Here is an 18,643-nt window from a genome sequence, read left to right as displayed (position 1 = left end):
TGTGTCTGGTCGAATCCGTGTTCCCGGCCGGATCCCTCACCGCGGTCGCGACTGAGGCCCACCCCGCGGCAGGCCACAGTCAGTGTAGGCATACGCCTGCGACCACTCAGGCCTGCGGCGCGGCCTCCTGTGGCCAGGCGACATGCAGATCCGGGTTGGCGTTCTGCGCCTGGTCGGTGCGCTGCTTGGTGGCCTGCTGAGCCGACTTCTCGGCCTGCGGCCCTGCGGCGCCGAGCAATCCGTACGGTGCCAACGCCTGCTCGACCGACCAGTTCACCTCCATACCGTTGATGGACGCATGGACGTCGCCGCGAGAGTTCACCACGTACGAGACCGACGGCAGGCCCGCCTTCTGCGCGTCTTCGGGTGCCAGTTCCAACTCGAACTGGTTGGCGTCGGGGTTGGGCAGCGGTTCGGCATCCGGCCGTCCCTGCTTCCACGGTTCGTCCGGGTTCGCGCCGGGGTCGCCGGCGCCAAGGGCGTAAGCGAGTGCGCCGCCGGCGGTTCCGCCGATGAGCGCGCCCGTGGCGGCACCTGCGGCCGCGCCCGCAGCGGCTCCGACTCCGAGACCGATTCCGGCGCCGGCGGCTGCGCCGAGGCCGACGATGCCGAAGCCTGTAGGAGCGATCAGGTATGGAAAGACCACCGCATTGTAGATCGCGCCGACGGCCGCACCCACCGGAACTCCAACGGCTGCACCGGCAATGCCTCCCGGAACCGCACCGACCGCAGCACCCGCGGTACCACCCAGCGCCACACCGATAATGGTCGATGCCGCCTGCCGGGTAGCCTCGTCCTCGGGTACACCGATCGAGATGAGCCCCTGCGCGATCTTCGCCTCACCGTAGGCGGCCCACGCGTTGAGGGAGTTGACGTCCTTGTCCGACATGCCTTCCGGGATGTCGGTGATGTAGTTGCCGACACGGATCTTGTCCGGTGGCGGTGCGATCGGGCGCACGGGCGCAACAGGTTTCGGCGCAGTCAATGGTCCCTGCGGCACCGGGTTGTAGGCGTCCTCGTACGTCGGGGCCGTGTAGGTGCTGGGCTCGACGTAGGGCTGGTACGGCGCCTCCTGCGGCGGCCCGGGGATGGTGCCGGGTCCGGGCACGTTGACCGGGGCGACGTCGGGCGTCGGCGTGGTGCCGCCCTGTTGCGGAGCCGGCTCGGCTTCGGGGGTGGTGCCGCCCTGCTGCGGGGCGGTGTCGCTCGGGCTGGTGCCACCCTGGTGCGGAACGGCGTTGGCCATACCTGCGGCGAAGCCGGTCGCGATCGACGCGGCCAGTGCGGCCGAGGTCATCGTCATCAGCACCGGGGACCGTCGGTCTTCTTCGGCGCGGTGTCGGCCACTCCGCTTGGGTGGATTCGCCATCGTCGTGTGAGTCCTCTCGTGTTTCGTGGGCTGGTCGTGTGTGGCCGCGTGGTCACGCGCTGCGGCGATGTCTGTTGCGGGCTATTCCTCGCTGGTGATCGACGCGATGAACACCTTGCCGTCGGTGCGGATGGTCTTGATCGTCTGGCGGTAGACGATGGGTTCGGCATCGGGGCCGGGTGGCGTCTCGGTCAACACCACCGCGTAGGTCCCGGCACCTTCGTCGGTGATCGACAGGCAGTGCGTCGTTCCCTCGGGCACCTCGTCGATGAAGGTCTGCAGTGCATCCTCACGTGCGACCGCGTTGGGTGCCGCGACAGCACGTGCCTGGCGAGCTGAGCGATCAACGTAATAGGCGTGATTGAAGGCCTTGATCGCGCCCGCGCCGGTCTGCTGATCGCCCGCGTCATCACCTGTGGTGACCGCCCCATCCGACAGCGACGGGCAGGGGTCTGCGACGGTTGCATCCGAGACGTCCGCTGGCGAACTGGCGGTGGCGTCGGCCTGCGTCGCGGTCGAGTCATCACCGCCCTGACCGGCCAGCAGTCCGATCGACACCGCAGCCACCACGACCAGCCCGACCACCGTGGCAGCCGCACCGATCAGCGCGGTCCGGTGCGTGCGCACGAAACCAGGCTGTCCGTCCTTGGTCTTGGCCCTCGTGGAGCGCACCCGCATCTGTTCGAAGGGATCGTCGTCGTCCGATGCGGTCGGAATGAATTCGGGCTCGGAGAAGTCGGCGGCGGTGTCAGCAGGGGCGTCGAACCCGTAGGTGGCCGCCGCGGGTCGATATGAGTCCGGCTCCGGTGACGTGTGCTGCGGGATAGGAGCGCCGGCGCCCACCAGCCGAGCCTCTGCAAGATGACGAGCCAGCTCACGTGCCGGAGCGTCTCCGCCGGCCGGCCAGGCCGGGACATCGTCAAACCAATCCGTTCGATCGCCCGTCATCGGCGACTCCCGAAGCCTGCCGGGAGCTGCTGGATGCGAGATCCACGTAGCGTAGATGCCGCGCGGTGGCACCGCGCCAGCACACTATGACGTGCATTGCTGCCGACACCGCGCATCCAGAATTCACCCCCCCGACGAAACTGTGCAGCACCTTACCGAATGGCGAACCGTTCGCCGCCGTGCGCATCACTTCTCGCGCGGATTGTGCCACGCCTGGCCTCCCGGTTCGGCTTTGAAAAGTCGTTCTTGGCAACGGACACATCGATATTCATTCGACTGGAGGACACCTAACGCACGTCAGTGTGATACGGGTCACGGCCGGAGGGTACCGGTGATCAGGGAACCCACATACGAGCTTCTGACCCGTACGACTGAACCTGACCGGACTGGCGTCCGACGCCATACGTGCCGACTCCGATGATCGCCGGGCCTGAACCGGGCTCGAGGATTCGGCTCACACGTTGACCGGGTTTGCGGCCGAAAGACATCGGAATGCGTGTCGTCTTGTAGAAGTGTTTAGGACTGATCTCCGTCATCACGAGAGTGACGCGACAGTGCGGATTTCGAGCCCAGCCCGGACCGTCACCGGTGAATCCATGGGACGTCACGGTCGTGCGTACGTGCCCGGGCTTCCCGGCGGGAGCACTGAAGCTGACGTGCAACGCTCCTCGACAGTAGGCGTGGTCACCGAATGTCCCGAAGTGTCTCCAGCGATGGTCCAGAACATCGGAATCGGTGTATCGGCCGATGCCGTCCCCGCACCGGCAAATGACAGCACCCCGAACGCGGCGACCAGAACGGAGACAAGAGCTTTACGCATGACCAAACGACCCCCATCGAATTGACTGCAACCTGTCGAACTTAATACACGCTGAGCACGTGCCCACAATCGAGTCGGCTACGTGAACGACAGACAGGCACTGGCACAAGGGATTCGGCCCGCGCACCCGGATCATCGTCAGCATGTCGCTCAACAGATACCTGGGGTGGTTCGCGCTCACTTATCTCGGCGCGGGCCTCGTCTTGGCGTTCATCGGAACGTTTCTCGACATCGGGTCCGGAGCGTCGGCGATCGTCCCGATGATCGCCGCGATGAGTGCCGGCGATCGATTCGTTCGCGACCACGGTCGTATTCCGACGAGCTCTGAGAAGTGGGCTCTCGTCAACGCATCGTTCGCGATCGCGGTCGTGCTCACCGCCGTCACGATCCTGGCCATGGTGCTCACGGTGCCTGATGCGCCGCTGGCGCTCGTCGACGCCGTGGGATGGGTGCTCACCGTTGTCTTGCTGATCGCCGGTCTGCTGGTGACCTACGGGCTCATCTGGTTCGGATATGGCTGGCTGACCTCGCGCACGCTGCGCAATCGCACCAAGCGCGTTCAGCAGCCGTCGTGACGAGCGGGTCGGGCAGATGCCCCGACTCACAGACTTTGGAGGTGGATGACTTCGAGTGATCACTACACGATGAGTGAGATGGGGCATGTTTGGAATTGGTCCTCACCAGCAATGGGCACAGGCCTCCTGGCCGGCGGCACACTCCTTTGCCATCTCTGGCGCACCCCTGCAGCCGTGGGCGCGTCAAACTTCTTAAAAGTTATGACTCCATGAGTACTCTGGCTAGTCTATTCCATACTTATGCATAATTGGTCCATGGAGTCACGCGCACTGATCGCAGGCGGAGAGACCTTCACGACCGAGTTCAAACGCTCCGACATCAGCGCCAAGGACCTCACCAAGGCGGTCGCGTGCTTGGCGAATGGAGAGGGAGGAGTGCTGCTGATCGGAGTTGACGACGACGGCACCGTTGTCGGCGCTTCACCTCGCCATGGACAGGTGACCAATCCTGAACGCGTCGCGGCATACATCCAAGCCAACACCGAACCCGCCCTCGCCGTCGGTGTCCACCTCGAGACAATCGACGGCCACGAGGTCATACGCATCGACGTGCCCCGCGCAGACCCGGGACCCGTCGGGACGAAGTTGGGCGTCTTCACCAAACGGGTACTGAAGTCGACAGGTCAACCCGAGTGCGCACCAATGACGGCTCACGAGATCGTCAGCATGGGCATGGTGACCCGCGGACAGGACTTCGCGGCGTCCATCGCAAGAGACGCCAGCATGGATGATCTCGATCCCCTCGAGTTCGACCGCTTCCGGCGGCTGTGCCAAGAAGCCGGCGACGAGCTCGCTGACCTATCGGATGATGACGTGTTGCGCGCTCTTGGCCTCGTGCCGATCGCCGCGCCGGTGAGTATCGGTGCCGTCCTGCTGTTCGGAACCGACGCAGCACTGCAACGGTGGGTCCCCAACGCAGAAGTGCTCTTCCAGGATGCTCGATCCGGACACCAATCGACAAACATCAGAATCGCCGAGCCCCTCCTCGGTACAGCCGAGCGTCTTCGTGAACTGATCGACGCCCGCAACACAGTCACCGAACTGATGGCCGGGCTCTATCGAATTGAGATTCCACTCATCCCCTCGATCACGCGCCGGGAAGCAGTGGCCAACGCACTTGTACACCGTGACTATGCGGCCGTGGGTCCCATACGCGTCCAACTGAACGACAGCTCATTTGTGGTCGCCAACCCCGGAGGGTTTCCTCCCGGCGTCACCACCCAGAACATCCTTGACCAGTCACGGCCCCGCAGCCCCATTCTCGCCGCCGCATTCAAGCGTGCGGGCTTGGTCGAGCGACGAGGCAAGGGAGTCAACGACATGTTCGAACAGCAACTGCGCGCAGGCCGCGACGCACCTGACTACTCGCACAGCACCAGCGAATCAGTAGTCGTCACCGTCCCTCTCGGCAACGCCGACCTCGATCTCGTCCGGTTCCTCCTCACCTGGGAGAGCGATCACCAGGAGCCACTCAGTCTCGACGAACTGCGGATCGTTCACGAAGTGAAGACTTCCGGTTCGGCGACAAGTTTCGAAGTGGCAGGCGACCTGAATCTCATCTCGGCCATTGTGAAATCGAGTCTTGGCCATTTGGTCGAATGCGGGATTCTCGAATCTCGTGGAGTCGGTCGAAGTCGCAAATACCATCTCACCGCGCGGTTCTATGATCTCGCCCAAGATCGCAACGCCTACGTGCGTGTCAAGGGAATTGATCCCCTCCAGCAGGAGCGAATGATCCTCGACTACGCAGACGCCTACGGTTCCATCACCCGCGGCCAAGCCGCCGAGTTATGCCAGACGACCCCGACCCAGGCGAGATCAGTCCTGAAACGCTTGGTGGAGGACGGCCGACTACGCCTGACAGGGGAACGCCGCGGCGCGCGATACGTGCCTAGAGAATAGACCCGAGAGAAGGGTCGTTGGTCAATCGATCGATTGAGTGGGTGGAATGGGTGGATGGATGGAGATGGTGGAGCCTAGGAGATTCGAACTCCTGACATCCGCCTTGCAAAGGCGGCGCTCTACCAACTGAGCTAAGGCCCCGTGCCGACTGAAAACAACCGGACTTGGGTGTGCGAATGGGTGTCTGACACCTCTCGCAGTGGGCCTAGGAGGACTTGAACCTCCGACCTCTTCGTTATCAGCGAAGCGCTCTAACCGCCTGAGCTATAGGCCCGTGAACCGAAGACAGAGATTACCCGACGTGGTGGCATAGGAGCAAAACGGGTGGTCAGGGAGGGTGGGGTCGATGTTGGAGCTCCGCGGTGGTGGTTTCGATACGCCTGCTCGCCTAGCGGCTCGCACGCTACTCAACCACCGGAAGTAAACCGCCTATGCGCATCCAGAACCGGAAGGGCAACGTTTCTGCACATGACGAACGCGAACCGGGCGTACCCGAGGACGGTCAGTCCAGATCGCCCAGTGTCACCTCGGCGCCGCCGACGAGATCGGCGCACAGGTTGTAAATGTAGGCACCGATGGTCGCCAGAGCGGTCAGTAGGATCGCGTTGATCGCACCGAGGAGCGTGGCCCAGCCGAACACTGCACCCGCACCGATGATGTCGCCCTCGCTGGTGGAGCCGTCGGCGGTCACCAGGGTCCCGAACGAACTGTTCACCTGCTCCCATACGCCCATGCCGTCGAGCACCAGGTACAGCACGGCCACCGAGATCATCCAGATCAGGAAGCCGACGACCGACAGCACCGCCGCGATCTTGAAGGTGGCCCACGGATCGATGCGACGTACTTGCACCGCCGCACGCAACGGGCGCGCGCCGATCTCCGCCGGGGCCGACCGCGTCGGAGTGGGTGCGTGCGGTGCCGCCGGCTTCGGCTCGTTCACGTGATGGATGGCGTCGAGGTTCGGCAGCTTCTCGGCCGGCAGGTTCTCGCGGTCGATGTGCCGGGTCGGCGACTCCACGAACTTCTCACCGGGGTCGTCGGTCTTGGTGGCCGACGAACCGTACGACGAACTGGCTTCCCGCGGATCATCGAGCTTCGTGATCGGCGCCTGCTGACCGGCCATGCTCGCCGCCGCGGTGGCACTGACGATGCCCCGCGGCGGCGGGCCGGGCTGACGCGAATTGCCGTTGGGTGCCTCCGACTGATGACCGGTGCCGTTGGGGCCACGCTGCCACGGCGGCACGAGGCCACCCGGAGCGGTCCCCTGCGGCCCCGAACCAGAGGCCGCGTGGGGACCCGAATCCCCGTTGGTCGGCTTCTTGTCGTCCGGTGTGTTCGGTGAGCTCACTGGCATTCCCTCATTCGGTGGTCGTAGGACCCACACTAACCGCTACCGATGGCCGTACCCGGCCACTACTTGCCGGGACCCGCCGATGCGCCTGCTTCTTCATCCGGCTCGTCGGCATTGCGTGCTATCGCGATGACGGTGGTGCCCTCCTCGAGGTTCATCAGGCGCACACCCTTGGTCTGGCGACCGGCCTTACGAACCTGCTTGGCCCCCGTCCGGATGACACCGCCACCGGAGGTGATCGCATACAGCTCCGAGTCGTCGTCGACGATCAGCGCACCGATCAGTTCGCCGCGACGGCGGTCGTGCTGAATGGTCAGCACACCCTTGCCGCCACGACCCTGGACCGGGTAGTCATCCATGCCGGTGCGCTTGGCGTAGCCGCCCGACGTGGCGACCAACAGGTACGTGCCCTCGCGAACCACGTTCAGCGACAGCAACAGGTCGTCGCCGTTGAAGCGCATACCCTGCACGCCGGAGGTCTGGCGACCCATCGGCCGCAGCGCCTCGTCGTCGGCATGGAACCGGATGGACTGGCCCTTGGCCGACACCAGCAACAGATCATCGTCGGCGCTGCACAGCTGGGCACCCACCAGTTCGTCCTCGCCGCGCAGATTGATCGCGGCGATGCCACCGGACCGGTTGGAGTCGAAATCGACCAGCTTGGACTTCTTCACCAGACCGTTGCGGGTGGCCAGCACCAGGTATGGCGCGTCCTCGTAGGTCTTGAGTTGGATGACCTGGGCGATGCGCTCTTCGGGCTGGAAGGCGAGCAGATTCGCCACGTGCTGGCCACGGGCGGTGCGGTTGGCCTCGGGCAGCTCGTAGGCCTTGGCGCGATACACCCGACCCTTGGTGGTGAAGAACAGGATCCAGTCGTGTGTGGAGCTGACGAAGAAGTGCTTGACGATGTCGTCCTGCTTGAGGCCGGCGCCCTGCACCCCCTTGCCGCCGCGTCGCTGGCTGCGATACAGATCCGAGCGGGTCCGCTTGGCGTAGCCGGTCTCGGTGATCGTGACGACCACTTCTTCACGCGCGATCAGGTCTTCGTCGCTGACGTCTCCGTCGGCGGCGATGATCTGGGTGCGCCGGTCGTCGCCGTACTTCTCGACCACCTCGGTCAGCTCGTCCCGCACGATCGCCCGCTGACGCTCGGGCTTGTCGAGGATGTCCTTGTAATCGGCGATCTCACGCTCGATCTCGGCCAACTCGTCGATGATCTTCTGCCGCTCCAACGCCGACAGACGACGCAACTGCATCGCCAGGATCGCGTCCGCTTGGATCTCGTCGATGTCGAGCAGATCCATCAGGCCGGTGCGGGCGGCCTCGGTGTTCGCCGAGGCGCGAATCAGCGCGATCACCTCGTCGAGGGCGTCGAGCGCCTTGACCAGACCGCGCAGCACGTGGGCGCGCTCTTCGGCCTTGCGCAGCAGATACCGGGTACGCCGCACGATCACGTCGATCTGGTGCTCGACGTAGAGGCGGATCATCTGATCCAGGCGCAGTGTGCGGGGCACACCGTCGACGATGGAGAGCATGTTGGCGCCGAAGCTGGTCTGCAGCTGGCTGTGCTTGTACAGGTTGTTCAGCACCACCTTGGCCACCGCGTCGCGGCGCAGGGTGATGACGATGCGCATACCGTCGCGATCGGAGGACTGATCCTCGATCCGGCTGATGCCCTTGAGTTTTCCCTCGTTGACCTGCTCGGCGATCGATTGGATCAGGTTGTCCGGGTTCACCTGATACGGCAGTTCGGTGACCAGCAGCTGGGTGGTGCCCTTGTTCTCCTGGATCTCCACTACGCTGCGCATCCGGATGCTGCCACGGCCGGTCGTGTAAGCATCCTTGATGCCCTGACTGCCGACAATCAATGCGGCAGTGGGGAAATCGGGGCCCTTGATGGCATCCATACACGCGTCGAGCAACGCCTCGTCGTCGGCGTCGGGATGCTCCAGCGTCCAGAACACAGCGTTGGCAACCTCATTGAGGTTGTGCGGCGGAATGTTGGTGGCCATGCCGACCGCGATACCGCCGGATCCGTTGATCAGCAGGTTCGGGATGCGCGAGGGCAGCACCGTCGGCTCGTTGGTCTTGCCGTCGTAGTTCGGAATGAAATCGACGGTCTCCTTGTCGATATCCCGCAGCATCTCCATCGCCAACGGCGTGAGCCGGGCCTCGGTGTAACGCATGGCGGCCGCGCCGTCGTTGCCCCGGGAACCGAAGTTGCCCTGCCCGTCGATCAGCGGATAGCGCATCGACCACGGCTGCGCCAGGCGCACCAGGGCGTCGTAGATCGCGGAGTCGCCGTGCGGATGGTAGTTACCCATCGTCTCCGCAACGGGTTTCGCCGACTTCACGTAGCTGCGGTCGGGCCGGAAACCGGCATCGAAGGACGCATACAGCAGGCGGCGATGCACCGGCTTGAGACCGTCGCGCACCTCCGGCAACGCACGGCCCACGATCACACTCATCGCGTAATCGATGTAGCTGTTCTGCATCTCCTGGCCGAGATCGACCGGCTCGATGCGGTCGCCCTCTCCCCCGGCCGGGGGCAGTGTGGTGTCAGTCATGGGAATCTCTTTCGTTCAGACTGTCGGTGGCGGTGGTTTCGAGGCTCGTCGCAGGCTCCTCGCACCTCAACCACCAGCGAGATCGACCATCGGACGGATCTCAGACGTCCAGGAAGCGAACGTCTTTCGCGTTGCGGGCGATGAAGCTGCGGCGGGCGGCCACGTCCTCACCCATCAGGATCGAGAACAGTTCGTCGGCTGCGGCGGCGTCGTCGAGGGTGACCTGACGCAGCACACGCACCGCCGGATCCATGGTGGTCTCCCACAGTTCCTTGGCGTTCATCTCGCCGAGACCCTTGTAACGCTGGATGCCGTCGTCGGTGTTGATCTTCTTGCCGGCGGCGCGGCCGGCCTCGAGGAGGCCATCGCGTTCCCGGTCGGAGTAGGCGAATTCCGGCTCGGTCTTCTGCCATTTCAGTTTGTACAGCGGAGGCTGCGCCAGATAGACGTGGCCGTGCTCGATGAGCGGACGCATGAACCGGAACAGCAGCGTCAGCAGCAGGGTTGCGATGTGCTGGCCGTCGACGTCGGCGTCGGCCATCAGCACGATCTTGTGATAGCGCAGCTTGGCGATGTCGAACTCGTCGTGGATGCCGGTGCCGAAGGCGGTGATGATCGACTGCACCTCGGTGTTCTTGAGCACCCGGTCGATCCGAGCCTTCTCGACGTTGATGATCTTGCCGCGGATGGGCAGGATCGCCTGATACATCGAGTCGCGCCCCGATTTGGCGCTGCCACCGGCGGAGTCACCCTCCACGATGTACACCTCACACTTGGTGGGGTCGTTGCTGCGGCAGTCGGCGAGCTTGCCGGGCAGACCGCCGATGTCGGTGGCCGTCTTGCGACGCACCAACTCTCGCGCCTTGCGGGCAGCCAGCCGCGCCTGCGCGGAATCCACCGCCTTCTTGATGATGATCTTGGCCTCGGCCGGATTGGCCTCGAACCAGTGTGCGAGATGCTCGTTGCAGGTCTTCTGCACAAAGCTCTTCACCTCGGTGTTACCGAGCTTGGTCTTGGTCTGTCCCTCGAACTGCGGGTCGCCGACCTTCACCGAGATGACTGCGGCCAACCCCTCACGGATGTCGTCTCCGGTGAGTTTGCCGTCCTTCTCCTTGAGCAGCTTCTTGTCGTAGGCGTACTTGTTGACGGTGCTGGTCAACGCGGCACGGAAGCCCTCTTCGTGCGTGCCGCCCTCATGGGTGTTGATGGTGTTGGCGAAGGTGTGCACCGACTCGGAGTAGCCGGCGTTCCACTGCATCGCGATCTCCACCTCGTGACCGGTCCCCTTGGCGGTGAAGCCGACCACAGAGGTGTGGATGGCGTTCTTGGTCCGGTTGAGGTGCTTGATGTAGTCGACGAGACCATCCGGGTAGTGATAGGTGCGGGTGCGCACCTTGGCCGCCTTCTGCGCCTTTTCCGCCTCGGACTTGATGGTCTCGGCACCCTCTTCGGCGTCCGGATCCATCTCGGCTTCGGCCACCGCGGCCTCATCACTGAGCCGGTTGTCGGTGAGCGTGATGGTCAGTCCCTTGTTCAGGAACGCCATCTCCTGTAGGCGCCGCGCCACGGTCTCGGCACTGAACGTGGTGGTCTCGAAGATGTCGGCGTCCGGCCAGAACCGCACCGTGGTGCCGGTCTTGCGGGTGGCATCGCCCTTTTCCAGCTTGCTGGGTTTGGCGTGGTCATAGTGCTGTTCCCAGTGGAAACCGCCGTAATTGATCTCCAGCTCGACACGGGTCGACAGGGCGTTGACCACCGAGATACCCACACCGTGCAGGCCGCCGGACACCGCATAGGCGTCGGAGTCGAACTTGCCGCCGGCGTGCAGCTGGGTCATGACAACCTCGACGGTCGGCACGCCGGTCTTGTGCATGTCGGTGGGGATGCCGCGGCCGTCGTCGACGACCTCGACGCCGCCGTTCTCCAGCAGGGTGACCTCCACCTTGCTGGCGTATCCGGCCATCGCCTCGTCGACCGAGTTGTCGACGACTTCCCAGATCAGATGGTGCAGGCCACGCTCACCGGTGGAACCGATGTACATGCCGGGCCGTTTGCGAACGGCCTCGAGACCTTCCAGGATGCTGATCGAATCGGCGCTGTACTCGCCCGGCTTCTTGGACTTGCGGTTCTTCTTCGCCGCAGCGTCGTCGGAACCGGTGGTGTTGGTGTCGGCCACGAGGTGCGTCCGCTCCTTCTGTCTCGGTGAAACCCGGCGGGGGTGAAGCCTGCACGCACGACGACCTCATCCGCACTCCGCGCACGGACGAGATCGGTATGCAGTCCGGGCACTCTGCCCAGGTGGCTCCACCCCTGTCGGGACAACTGCCTACATACTACTGCCTGACCCGACCAGGAACGGGTATCCGGGGCCGCTAACAACCGCGTAGATCGATTTTTTTCGTGAGATGCCGGTCCGATCGTGGATGAGGCCGGATTCTTCCGTCTGACGAACGCTGACTCGCCCCTCGGCCGCTACGGCTCGCGGCGGGCGGTCCGTAGGGTCACCCGTAGGTGTCGCGGGGTCCACGGCCGGCGATGTGTTTGGGCCCCTTGCGCCACGACGGCTGCTTGGGTCCGGTGATCCGCAGGCTGGTGACCATCCCGTCGCCGACGGCACCGGCGATCTTCGCGAGGATCTGTCCCTGCATGTAGCGCAGTTGGGTGGCCCAGGCAGTGGACTCGGCGGAGATGTGTAAGACGTTGTCCTGCAACGATGTCGGTTGAGCATGTGCGGCCACGTCGGGTCCGACGATCTGCTCCCAGAGACCGAAGACGGTGCCCTGCCCGATCTGCGGCTCCCACCCACGTTCCCGGGCCAGACTGCCGGCGAGGCGACCCAGGGGCTGCGGATCCCGCGCATCCGGACCCGATCCGGACCAGCGACGTCGGCGGCCGGCCGGTCGGCGACGTTCGGTCACCGGGGAGGACCTGCCCTGGCCGACGGATTTGCCCTGGGCGCGGGCCGCGGCCCGCGCCTCCTCCAATGCTCGCCGGGCGAGTTCATACCCCGACGAATGTGACGGGCCTGTCTGGGGTGACGCTCCGTCCGGCCTCGACTCGCTCATGCACCGCCCTCCCCTGCAGTCGGCTCGGTCAGCACCGAATGTCGAGTGCCATTGTCCTCCACGACCCCGACAGAAACCCGGCGACCGCCGATGGTGTCGGGAATGTCCTCGCCAACCGCCGCGGTGATCAGCAACTGTTCGGCGGTTTCGGTGAACGCGACGAGTTGCGCGCGACGCTGGGCGTCGAGTTCGGCGAAGACGTCGTCGAGCATGATCACCGGTTCGATGCCCTCGGCCCGGACCAGTTCCACCGAACCCAGCCGCAGCGCCAGCGCCAGTGACCAGGACTCACCGTGGCTGGCGAAGCCTTTGGCCACCTCGTCGCCGAGGACGATGTCGAGGTCGTCGCGATGCGGACCCACCAGGCTCACCCCGCGGTCGATCTCCTTGTCGCGCAGTTCGCGCAACCGGGTCAACAGGATCTCGGTGATGTCATCGGCGGAGACCGGGGCATCGTCGGCTGCGACCACCTCCGGCCCGGCCGCGGCCCGATACCGCATCGTCGCCGGCCGCGAATGCGGTGCGATCGATGCATATGATTCGGTGACGTGCGGACGGAGTTGCCGTAGCACCTCGATCCGTGCGGCGGTGACCTGGCCGCCCAGATCGGCGAGTTGGCCGTCCCACACGTCGAGCGTGCTGATCACCGATTCGGCGTCCGAACCGCCTCGTCGCAGCGCGGATCCTGCCGTCTTCAGCAGTGCCGATCGTTGGCGAAGCACCCGGTCGTAGTCGGAACGTGCTGCAGCCCAACGGGGTCCACGTTGGGCGACGAGTTCGTCGATGAATCGGCGGCGGTCGGACGGATCACCGCGCACCAGCAACAGATCCTCCGGCGCGAACATCACCGAGCGCAGGATGCCGAGGATGTCCCGGCTTCGGCGCGACGGCGCACCGTTGACAGTCGCCTTGTTGGCGCCCTCGGCGTTGATCTGCAGCTGCACGGTGAGTTCGCGGCCCAAGTTCTCGACCGTTCCGGTGACCGTGGCCGACGACGATCCGCTGTGCACCAGCGGTGCGTCGGTGCTGACCCGGTGTGAGCGCAGAGTACCCAGATAACCCACTGCCTCGAGCAGGTTGGTCTTACCGAACCCGTTGCGGCCCACAAAGATCGTCGGTTCTGGACGCAGCGTCAGATCGATTTCTCGCCAGGACCGGAACTCGCGCAGGGACAGTTCGCGGACGAACACGTCAGGTCGGGGTGCCGGTTTCGCCGACCGAACGTCCCGAGCTGTCCTTGACCGAGTGTCCACCGAACTGATTGCGCAGTGCCGACACCGCTTTGAGCGCCGGGGACCCCTGATCCTGCCGTGAGGCGAAGCGCGCGAACAGGGCCGCGGAGATCACGTTGGCCGGCACCGAATGCCGGATCGCCTCCTCCACAGTCCACCGACCTTCCCCGGAATCGGTTGTGTAGTCGGATATCTCGGCGAGACCAGGATCTTCTTCGAGGGCCCGGACGAGCAATTCGAGCAGCCAGGACCGCACTACGGTCCCGGTGGTCCAGGCGCGCAGGGTGCCTTCGACGTCCGTGATCAACGGCTCAGCGCTGAGCAGCTCGTAGCCTTCTCCGTAGGCGTGCATCAACCCGTACTCGACACCGTTGTGCACCATCTTGGCGTAGTGACCGGCACCGACCGGACCGGCATGGACGAAACCGTCGGCCCGCTCACCCGGCGGCCGCAGCGCGTCGAAGATCGGCATCAGCCGGGTCACGTCGTCGTCGGAACCGCCCACCATCAGGCCGTATCCGTTGCGCAATCCCCACACACCACCGGAGACACCGCAGTCCACGTAGCCGACCCCGTTGCCACCCAACAGTTCTGAATTGGGAAGGTCGTCGCTGTACTTGGAGTTACCGCCGTCGACCACCACGTCACCGGGCTCGAGCAACTCGGCGAGCTGCGCGATGGTGGTGCGGGTCGGATCCCCCGACGGCACCATCACCCACACCGCGCGCGGCGCGTCGAGCGCGGCGACCATGTCCGCGAGGGTCCCCACGTCGGAGACCTCCGGCCGCGGATCGTAACCGACAACCTGATGCCCGGCCTCCTGGATGCGGGTGCGCATATTGGCACCCATCTTGCCGAGGCCCACGAGCCCGAGCTGCATTGACGTCCCTTCGGTCGGTGCGGATCTGCGAACGGCGCGGCCGGGACTCAGCCCGGTAGACGCACCGGCATCAGCAGATAGGTGAACACGCTGTCCGGGGCCACGAAGGCGCCGGACTCGTCGGCGACGGGCTCCTCACCGGTGGAGGGCCGCAGCACCGCCGGACGGCTGGGAGTGGTGAACCCGAAGTCCACGGTCGGCACGCCGATGGCCGAGAGGCCATCCTGCAGATAGCCGGGGTTGAACGCGATGGTCAGCGGCTCGCCGTGGAACTGCACCGGCAGCTCTTCCTCCGCCTTGCCGGCCTCGTCGCCACCGGCGGTGAGCACCAGCAGGCCGTCGCTGAACTCCATCCGGACCTGCGCACCACGCTCGGCGACCAGGGCCACACGTTTGATCGCGTCGAGCAACGGCGCGCTGTCGATGGTGGCGATGGCCGTGTGGCTGGCGGGCAGCAGCTGACGGAACTTGGGAAACTCGGCGTCGAGCAGCCGCGTCGTGTTGCGCTTGGTCTCGCCGAGAATGCCCATGATGCCCTCGCCGCCGATACTCGAGCCGGTCCCGAAGGCCAGTGAGATCTCGCCGGTGCCGGATCCGGCGGTGCGGGCGCTTTCCGAGAGGGTCTTGGCCGGAACCAGCACGGCCCCGGTGGCCTCGGCGCCTGTCGGCTGCCATTCGAGTTCACGGACGGCGAGTCGGAAACGGTCGGTGGCGGCCAAGACGACACGGTTACCGTCGATTTCCACTCGGACACCGGTCAGCATCGGCAACGTGTCGTCCTTGCCGGCGGCCACCGCGACCTGTCCGATGGCCTCGGCGAACACCTGGGCGGGGATGGTGCCGGTGACCGCGGGCGGTGTGGGCAACTCCGGATAGTCCTCGACCGGCATGGTCGGCAGCGAGAACTTGGCGCTCCCGCAGCTGATCGCGACCCGTGACCCGTCAAGGCTCACATCGACCGGTTTGTTCGGCAGCGCCTTGGTGATGTCGGCGAGCAGACGACCCGAGACCAGTACCTTGCCCGGCTCGGCGATCTCGGCGCCGATGGATTGCTGGGCGGACACCTCGTAGTCGAAACCGGAGACCTCCAGGCCGTCCTCGGCGGTCAGCACCACACAGCCGAGCACCGGAACCGGCGGGCGGGCCGGCAGGCTGCGGGCCACCCAGGCAACGGAATCTGCGAACTCGTCACGCGCGACACGGAACTTCATGCTGGGTGGTTGCCCTTCTCTGTTCAGCTGCTCTCGCCACACCCACCGTCGTCCGCCGAGCACGCTGAGGCTGTCGGTGGGATTTCCAGATGGGATTCCAACTGTAGAACGAGCCTGCCAGACGGGGAGGCAATGGGGGCGAACTGCCGGGGTGTCCGGAGCTCGGACGAATCACACGTTCGCGCCGTCTGTGCACAAGACCTTCTTTTGAAAGATTCTCTTTAGAGAGGGATCCATCTCAGTCATAGGGCCTGTGGATCTGTGCACCAGTGCGATCTCATGCAGGTCATCGGGCATGCGTGCGTGTGGATGTCTGGTGGACAACTCGTGAGGGGATCCGATGCCCTGTGGGCGCGCAGACAATCGTTCCATCACTGTCCACGTCCGGTACACATGTGATCGACGGTTATCCCGAGCTTTGTCCACAGCTGGTGATGAACCGATTCCGGACATGACGATGCCGGGATCCGTGGGATCCCGGCATCACAAAGTCTGTGGTTCGAGTCGAGAGTTGGCGACTGGAGAGCTTGGCGGTGAGCCGTCAGTTCGCGCGCTGCTTGATACGCGCGGTGAGTTCCTGGACGTGGTCGTACACCTTGCGGCGTTCGGCCATCTCCTTGCGGATCTTGCGTTCGGCGTACATCACCGTCGTGTGGTCACGGTCGAACGTCTCGCCGATCTTCGGCAGCGAGAGGTCGGTCAGCTCGCGGCAGAGATACATCGAGATCTGTCGGGCCTGAGCGATCGAGCGGGTCTTGCCGGGCCCACGCAGCTCCTCCACCGAGATGTCGAAGTACTCGGCGGTGATGGCCAGGATGCTGGCCGCACTGACTTCCAGGGTCCCGGAGTTGGGCAGCAGCGCCTGCAACACCACTTCGGCGAGCGCCTTGTCGAGTTCGGCGTTGTTGAGCGAGGCGAACGCGGTGACGCGGATGAGTGCACCCTCGAGTTCACGGATGTTGCGTTCGATCTTCGACGCGATGAGTTCGAGCACGTCGTCGGGGACCGCGATGTTGTCCATCTGCGCCTTCTTGCGCAGAATGGCGATCCGGGTTTCCAGGTCAGGCGGCTGGACGTCGGTGATCAGACCCCACTCGAAGCGGGTGCGGAGCCGATCCTCAAGTGTCGCAAGCTGTTTGGGCGGCCGATCGGAGGATACGACGATCTGCTTGCTGGCGTTGTGCAAGGTGTTGAAGGTGTGGAAGAACTCTTCCTGGATACCTTCCTTGCCGATCAGGAACTGGATGTCGTCGACGAGCAGCACGTCGACGTCGCGGTAGCGCCGTTTGAACGCGACCCGGCGGTCATCACGCAGCGAGTTGATGAAGTCGTTGGTGAACTCCTCGGTGGAGACGTACTTCACCCGCATCCCGGGGAACAGTCGCTGGGCGTAATGGCCGGCGGCGTGCAGCAGGTGGGTCTTGCCGAGGCCGGACTCGCCCCAGATGAACAGCGGATTGTAGGCGCGCGCCGGCGCCTCGGCCACCGCCACCGCCGACGCATGGGCAAAACGGTTGGAAGCGCCGATCACGAACGTGTCGAAGGTGTACTTCGGGCTGAGATTGGCACTCGACGGGGACTGGCCGGTGGTGGGTCGTTCGGCGAAGTAGGTGGACCAATCCGACGTGTCGGGAGCAGGCGCGGTTCTATCCGGACGGCCGTCGAACCCGGTCGGGGCCGTCGACGGCGCGAGCGGGCCGGCGGTGTGCGGGATGACGGTGTGAGCGGCCGTGGGGTCGTGATGGTCGGTGAGCGGCGGCGGATCGGTTACCGCCTCCTCGACCATCGGGGTGGCGATCCGGACGCCGAGGTCGACCGGTTGTCCGAGGTGGCGGCTCAGCGCCGAGCGGATGGTGTCGCGCAGATTGCGCTCGATCTGCTCCTGCACCAACGGGGTCGGCACGGTCAGGAGTGCGAAACCCTCGGCGAGGGTCAGCGGTTGGACAAGCGACAGCCACGCCTTCTGTTGGCGGGTCAGCGGCTCATGATGATGGGCGGAGGCGTCGTCGTTGAGCTCGGCGACGACGCTCTGCCACACTTCGCCGAACGAATCACGATCACTCACCACGGTGCTGCGCCCCTCCTACCGGAACTACGACCAGCGTCGGTCATGAGCATGTCACCATGCCGCACCCCAACGCGAGTTGTCCACATAGTTGTCCACAGCTGTGTACAGATCTGGGGGTATCTCGAAGTCTCAAGCCGGCCAGGAGGGAGTTCACTGAATCGTCTCTTTGTTGAGCCTGCGCCGAAGTTAACAGAGTGCAGCGCGCCCGACAAAGTGAATGAGGCAATCGATCGGACGAATCGTGCAACTGGTGAGCGCCCCTCTCAGCATGATCGATCTCATGGTGTGGGCGGCGTCACCGGCGTGGGTGCTTGCCATCGGTTCGTTTGATTTGCGGTGCCGTACTCAGTAGTCTCGACTGGTCATCCAGGTGACGGATTTGCGTGATGGCCACCGGTCATCCATCCGGCGTCAGTTCGGCACCGCACCGGGATCAGCAGACCACCAACCAGGGATGTGGTTCGCGCGTGCTGTCGGCGCGATCACACAAGAGCACAAGGAGTCACCCATGGCCAAGGGCAAGCGGACTTTCCAGCCCAACAACCGTCGTCGCGCACGCGTGCACGGTTTCCGTCTCCGTATGCGCACCCGCGCCGGACGGGCCATCGTCAACGGTCGCCGCAGCAAGGGCCGCGCGAAGCTCACGGCCTGAGTC

13 protein-coding genes and 2 tRNA genes are annotated in these 18,643 nt (G+C 64.8%); 3 read left to right on the top strand and 12 right to left on the bottom strand.

Annotation, left to right across the window (positions count from 1 at the left end):
• Window positions 1–106 precede the first annotated feature (106 nt).
• Together L1892_RS00480 and L1892_RS00475 are read right to left on the bottom strand one after the other, a co-directional pair.
• Window positions 107–1,369, bottom strand: a complete 1,263-nt coding sequence (locus L1892_RS00480; protein ID WP_235721488.1) for a hypothetical protein — start codon at window positions 1,367–1,369, stop codon at window positions 107–109.
• Between the two features lie 81 nt (window positions 1,370–1,450).
• Window positions 1,451–2,317: a DUF8176 domain-containing protein gene (locus L1892_RS00475; RefSeq protein ID WP_235721487.1), complete on the bottom strand. Its 867-nt coding sequence runs from the start codon at window positions 2,315–2,317 to the stop codon at window positions 1,451–1,453.
• Window positions 2,318–3,280: 963 nt separating this feature from the next.
• On the opposite strand from L1892_RS00475, the gene L1892_RS00470 reads away from it, so the two are divergent.
• Both L1892_RS00470 and L1892_RS00465 read left to right on the top strand, forming a co-directional pair.
• Window positions 3,281–3,712, top strand: coding sequence for an ABZJ_00895 family protein (locus L1892_RS00470; RefSeq protein ID WP_235721486.1), 432 nt, complete (start codon window positions 3,281–3,283; stop codon window positions 3,710–3,712).
• A 240-nt stretch (window positions 3,713–3,952) separates the two neighbouring features.
• A complete protein-coding gene (locus L1892_RS00465) occupies window positions 3,953–5,614 on the top strand; it encodes an RNA/DNA-binding domain-containing protein (protein WP_308191627.1) in 1,662 nt (553 codons plus the stop codon).
• Window positions 5,615–5,679: 65 nt separating this feature from the next.
• On the opposite strand, the gene L1892_RS00460 is transcribed toward L1892_RS00465, so the two are convergent.
• The 10 genes from L1892_RS00460 to dnaA all read right to left on the bottom strand — a co-directional run bounded on the left by L1892_RS00460 (window position 5,680) and on the right by dnaA (window position 17,988).
• Window positions 5,680–5,755 (bottom strand) — tRNA-Ala (locus tag L1892_RS00460).
• A gap of 59 nt (window positions 5,756–5,814) precedes the next feature.
• Window positions 5,815–5,888 (bottom strand) — tRNA-Ile (locus L1892_RS00455).
• A 228-nt stretch (window positions 5,889–6,116) separates the two neighbouring features.
• Window positions 6,117–6,962: a DUF3566 domain-containing protein gene (locus L1892_RS00450; protein WP_235721484.1), complete on the bottom strand. Its 846-nt coding sequence runs from the start codon at window positions 6,960–6,962 to the stop codon at window positions 6,117–6,119.
• A 65-nt stretch (window positions 6,963–7,027) separates the two neighbouring features.
• Window positions 7,028–9,532 (bottom strand): DNA gyrase subunit A, encoded by a 2,505-nt coding sequence (gene gyrA, locus L1892_RS00445; RefSeq protein ID WP_235721483.1) that lies wholly within the window; start codon window positions 9,530–9,532, stop codon window positions 7,028–7,030.
• Between the two features lie 100 nt (window positions 9,533–9,632).
• A complete protein-coding gene (gene gyrB / locus L1892_RS00440; protein WP_308191626.1) occupies window positions 9,633–11,708 on the bottom strand; it encodes a DNA topoisomerase (ATP-hydrolyzing) subunit B in 2,076 nt (691 codons plus the stop codon).
• A gap of 325 nt (window positions 11,709–12,033) precedes the next feature.
• Entirely contained in the window at window positions 12,034–12,597 is a 564-nt protein-coding gene (locus tag L1892_RS00435) for a DUF721 family protein (protein ID WP_235721482.1), read from the bottom strand.
• Window positions 12,594–13,787, bottom strand: coding sequence for a DNA replication/repair protein RecF (recF, locus tag L1892_RS00430; protein WP_235721481.1), 1,194 nt, complete (start codon window positions 13,785–13,787; stop codon window positions 12,594–12,596). Before recF ends, L1892_RS00435 begins: the two co-directional genes overlap by 4 nt.
• Before the next feature lies 1 nt (window position 13,788).
• Window positions 13,789–14,760 carry a phosphogluconate dehydrogenase (NAD(+)-dependent, decarboxylating) gene (gnd, locus tag L1892_RS00425; protein ID WP_328714061.1) on the bottom strand — a complete coding sequence of 324 codons (972 nt, stop codon included), beginning with the start codon at window positions 14,758–14,760 and terminating at the stop codon, window positions 13,789–13,791.
• A complete protein-coding gene (gene dnaN, locus L1892_RS00420; protein ID WP_235721479.1) occupies window positions 14,757–15,920 on the bottom strand; it encodes a DNA polymerase III subunit beta in 1,164 nt (387 codons plus the stop codon). The genes gnd and dnaN overlap by 4 nt, the downstream gene beginning before the upstream one ends.
• A gap of 541 nt (window positions 15,921–16,461) precedes the next feature.
• Window positions 16,462–17,988, bottom strand: coding sequence for a chromosomal replication initiator protein DnaA (gene dnaA, locus L1892_RS00415; RefSeq protein WP_235721478.1), 1,527 nt, complete (start codon window positions 17,986–17,988; stop codon window positions 16,462–16,464).
• Window positions 17,989–18,496: 508 nt separating this feature from the next.
• Here dnaA and rpmH point away from each other — a divergent pair.
• Window positions 18,497–18,640: a 50S ribosomal protein L34 gene (gene rpmH / locus L1892_RS00410; protein ID WP_006337454.1), complete on the top strand. Its 144-nt coding sequence runs from the start codon at window positions 18,497–18,499 to the stop codon at window positions 18,638–18,640.
• Window positions 18,641–18,643 lie beyond the last annotated feature (3 nt).

Source organism: Gordonia tangerina (assembly GCF_021556435.1).
GTDB lineage: Bacteria > Actinomycetota > Actinomycetes > Mycobacteriales > Mycobacteriaceae > Gordonia > Gordonia tangerina.
This window is presented reverse-complemented; position numbering and strand designations above follow the sequence as displayed.

What these genes read in the sequence shown, in the direction of transcription:
- L1892_RS00480 (WP_235721488.1), bottom strand. Translation starts at nt 1,369, where the DNA reads ATGGCGAATCCACCCAAGCGGAGTGGCCGACACCGCGCCGAAGAAGAC.
- L1892_RS00475 (WP_235721487.1), bottom strand. Translation starts at nt 2,317, where the DNA reads ATGACGGGCGATCGAACGGATTGGTTTGACGATGTCCCGGCCTGGCCG.
- L1892_RS00470 (WP_235721486.1), top strand. Translation starts at nt 3,281, where the DNA reads ATGTCGCTCAACAGATACCTGGGGTGGTTCGCGCTCACTTATCTCGGC.
- L1892_RS00465 (WP_308191627.1), top strand. Translation starts at nt 3,953, where the DNA reads ATGCATAATTGGTCCATGGAGTCACGCGCACTGATCGCAGGCGGAGAG.
- gyrA (WP_235721483.1), bottom strand. Translation starts at nt 9,532, where the DNA reads ATGACTGACACCACACTGCCCCCGGCCGGGGGAGAGGGCGACCGCATC.
- L1892_RS00435 (WP_235721482.1), bottom strand. Translation starts at nt 12,597, where the DNA reads ATGAGCGAGTCGAGGCCGGACGGAGCGTCACCCCAGACAGGCCCGTCA.
- dnaN (WP_235721479.1), bottom strand. Translation starts at nt 15,920, where the DNA reads ATGAAGTTCCGTGTCGCGCGTGACGAGTTCGCAGATTCCGTTGCCTGG.
- rpmH (WP_006337454.1), top strand. Translation starts at nt 18,497, where the DNA reads ATGGCCAAGGGCAAGCGGACTTTCCAGCCCAACAACCGTCGTCGCGCA.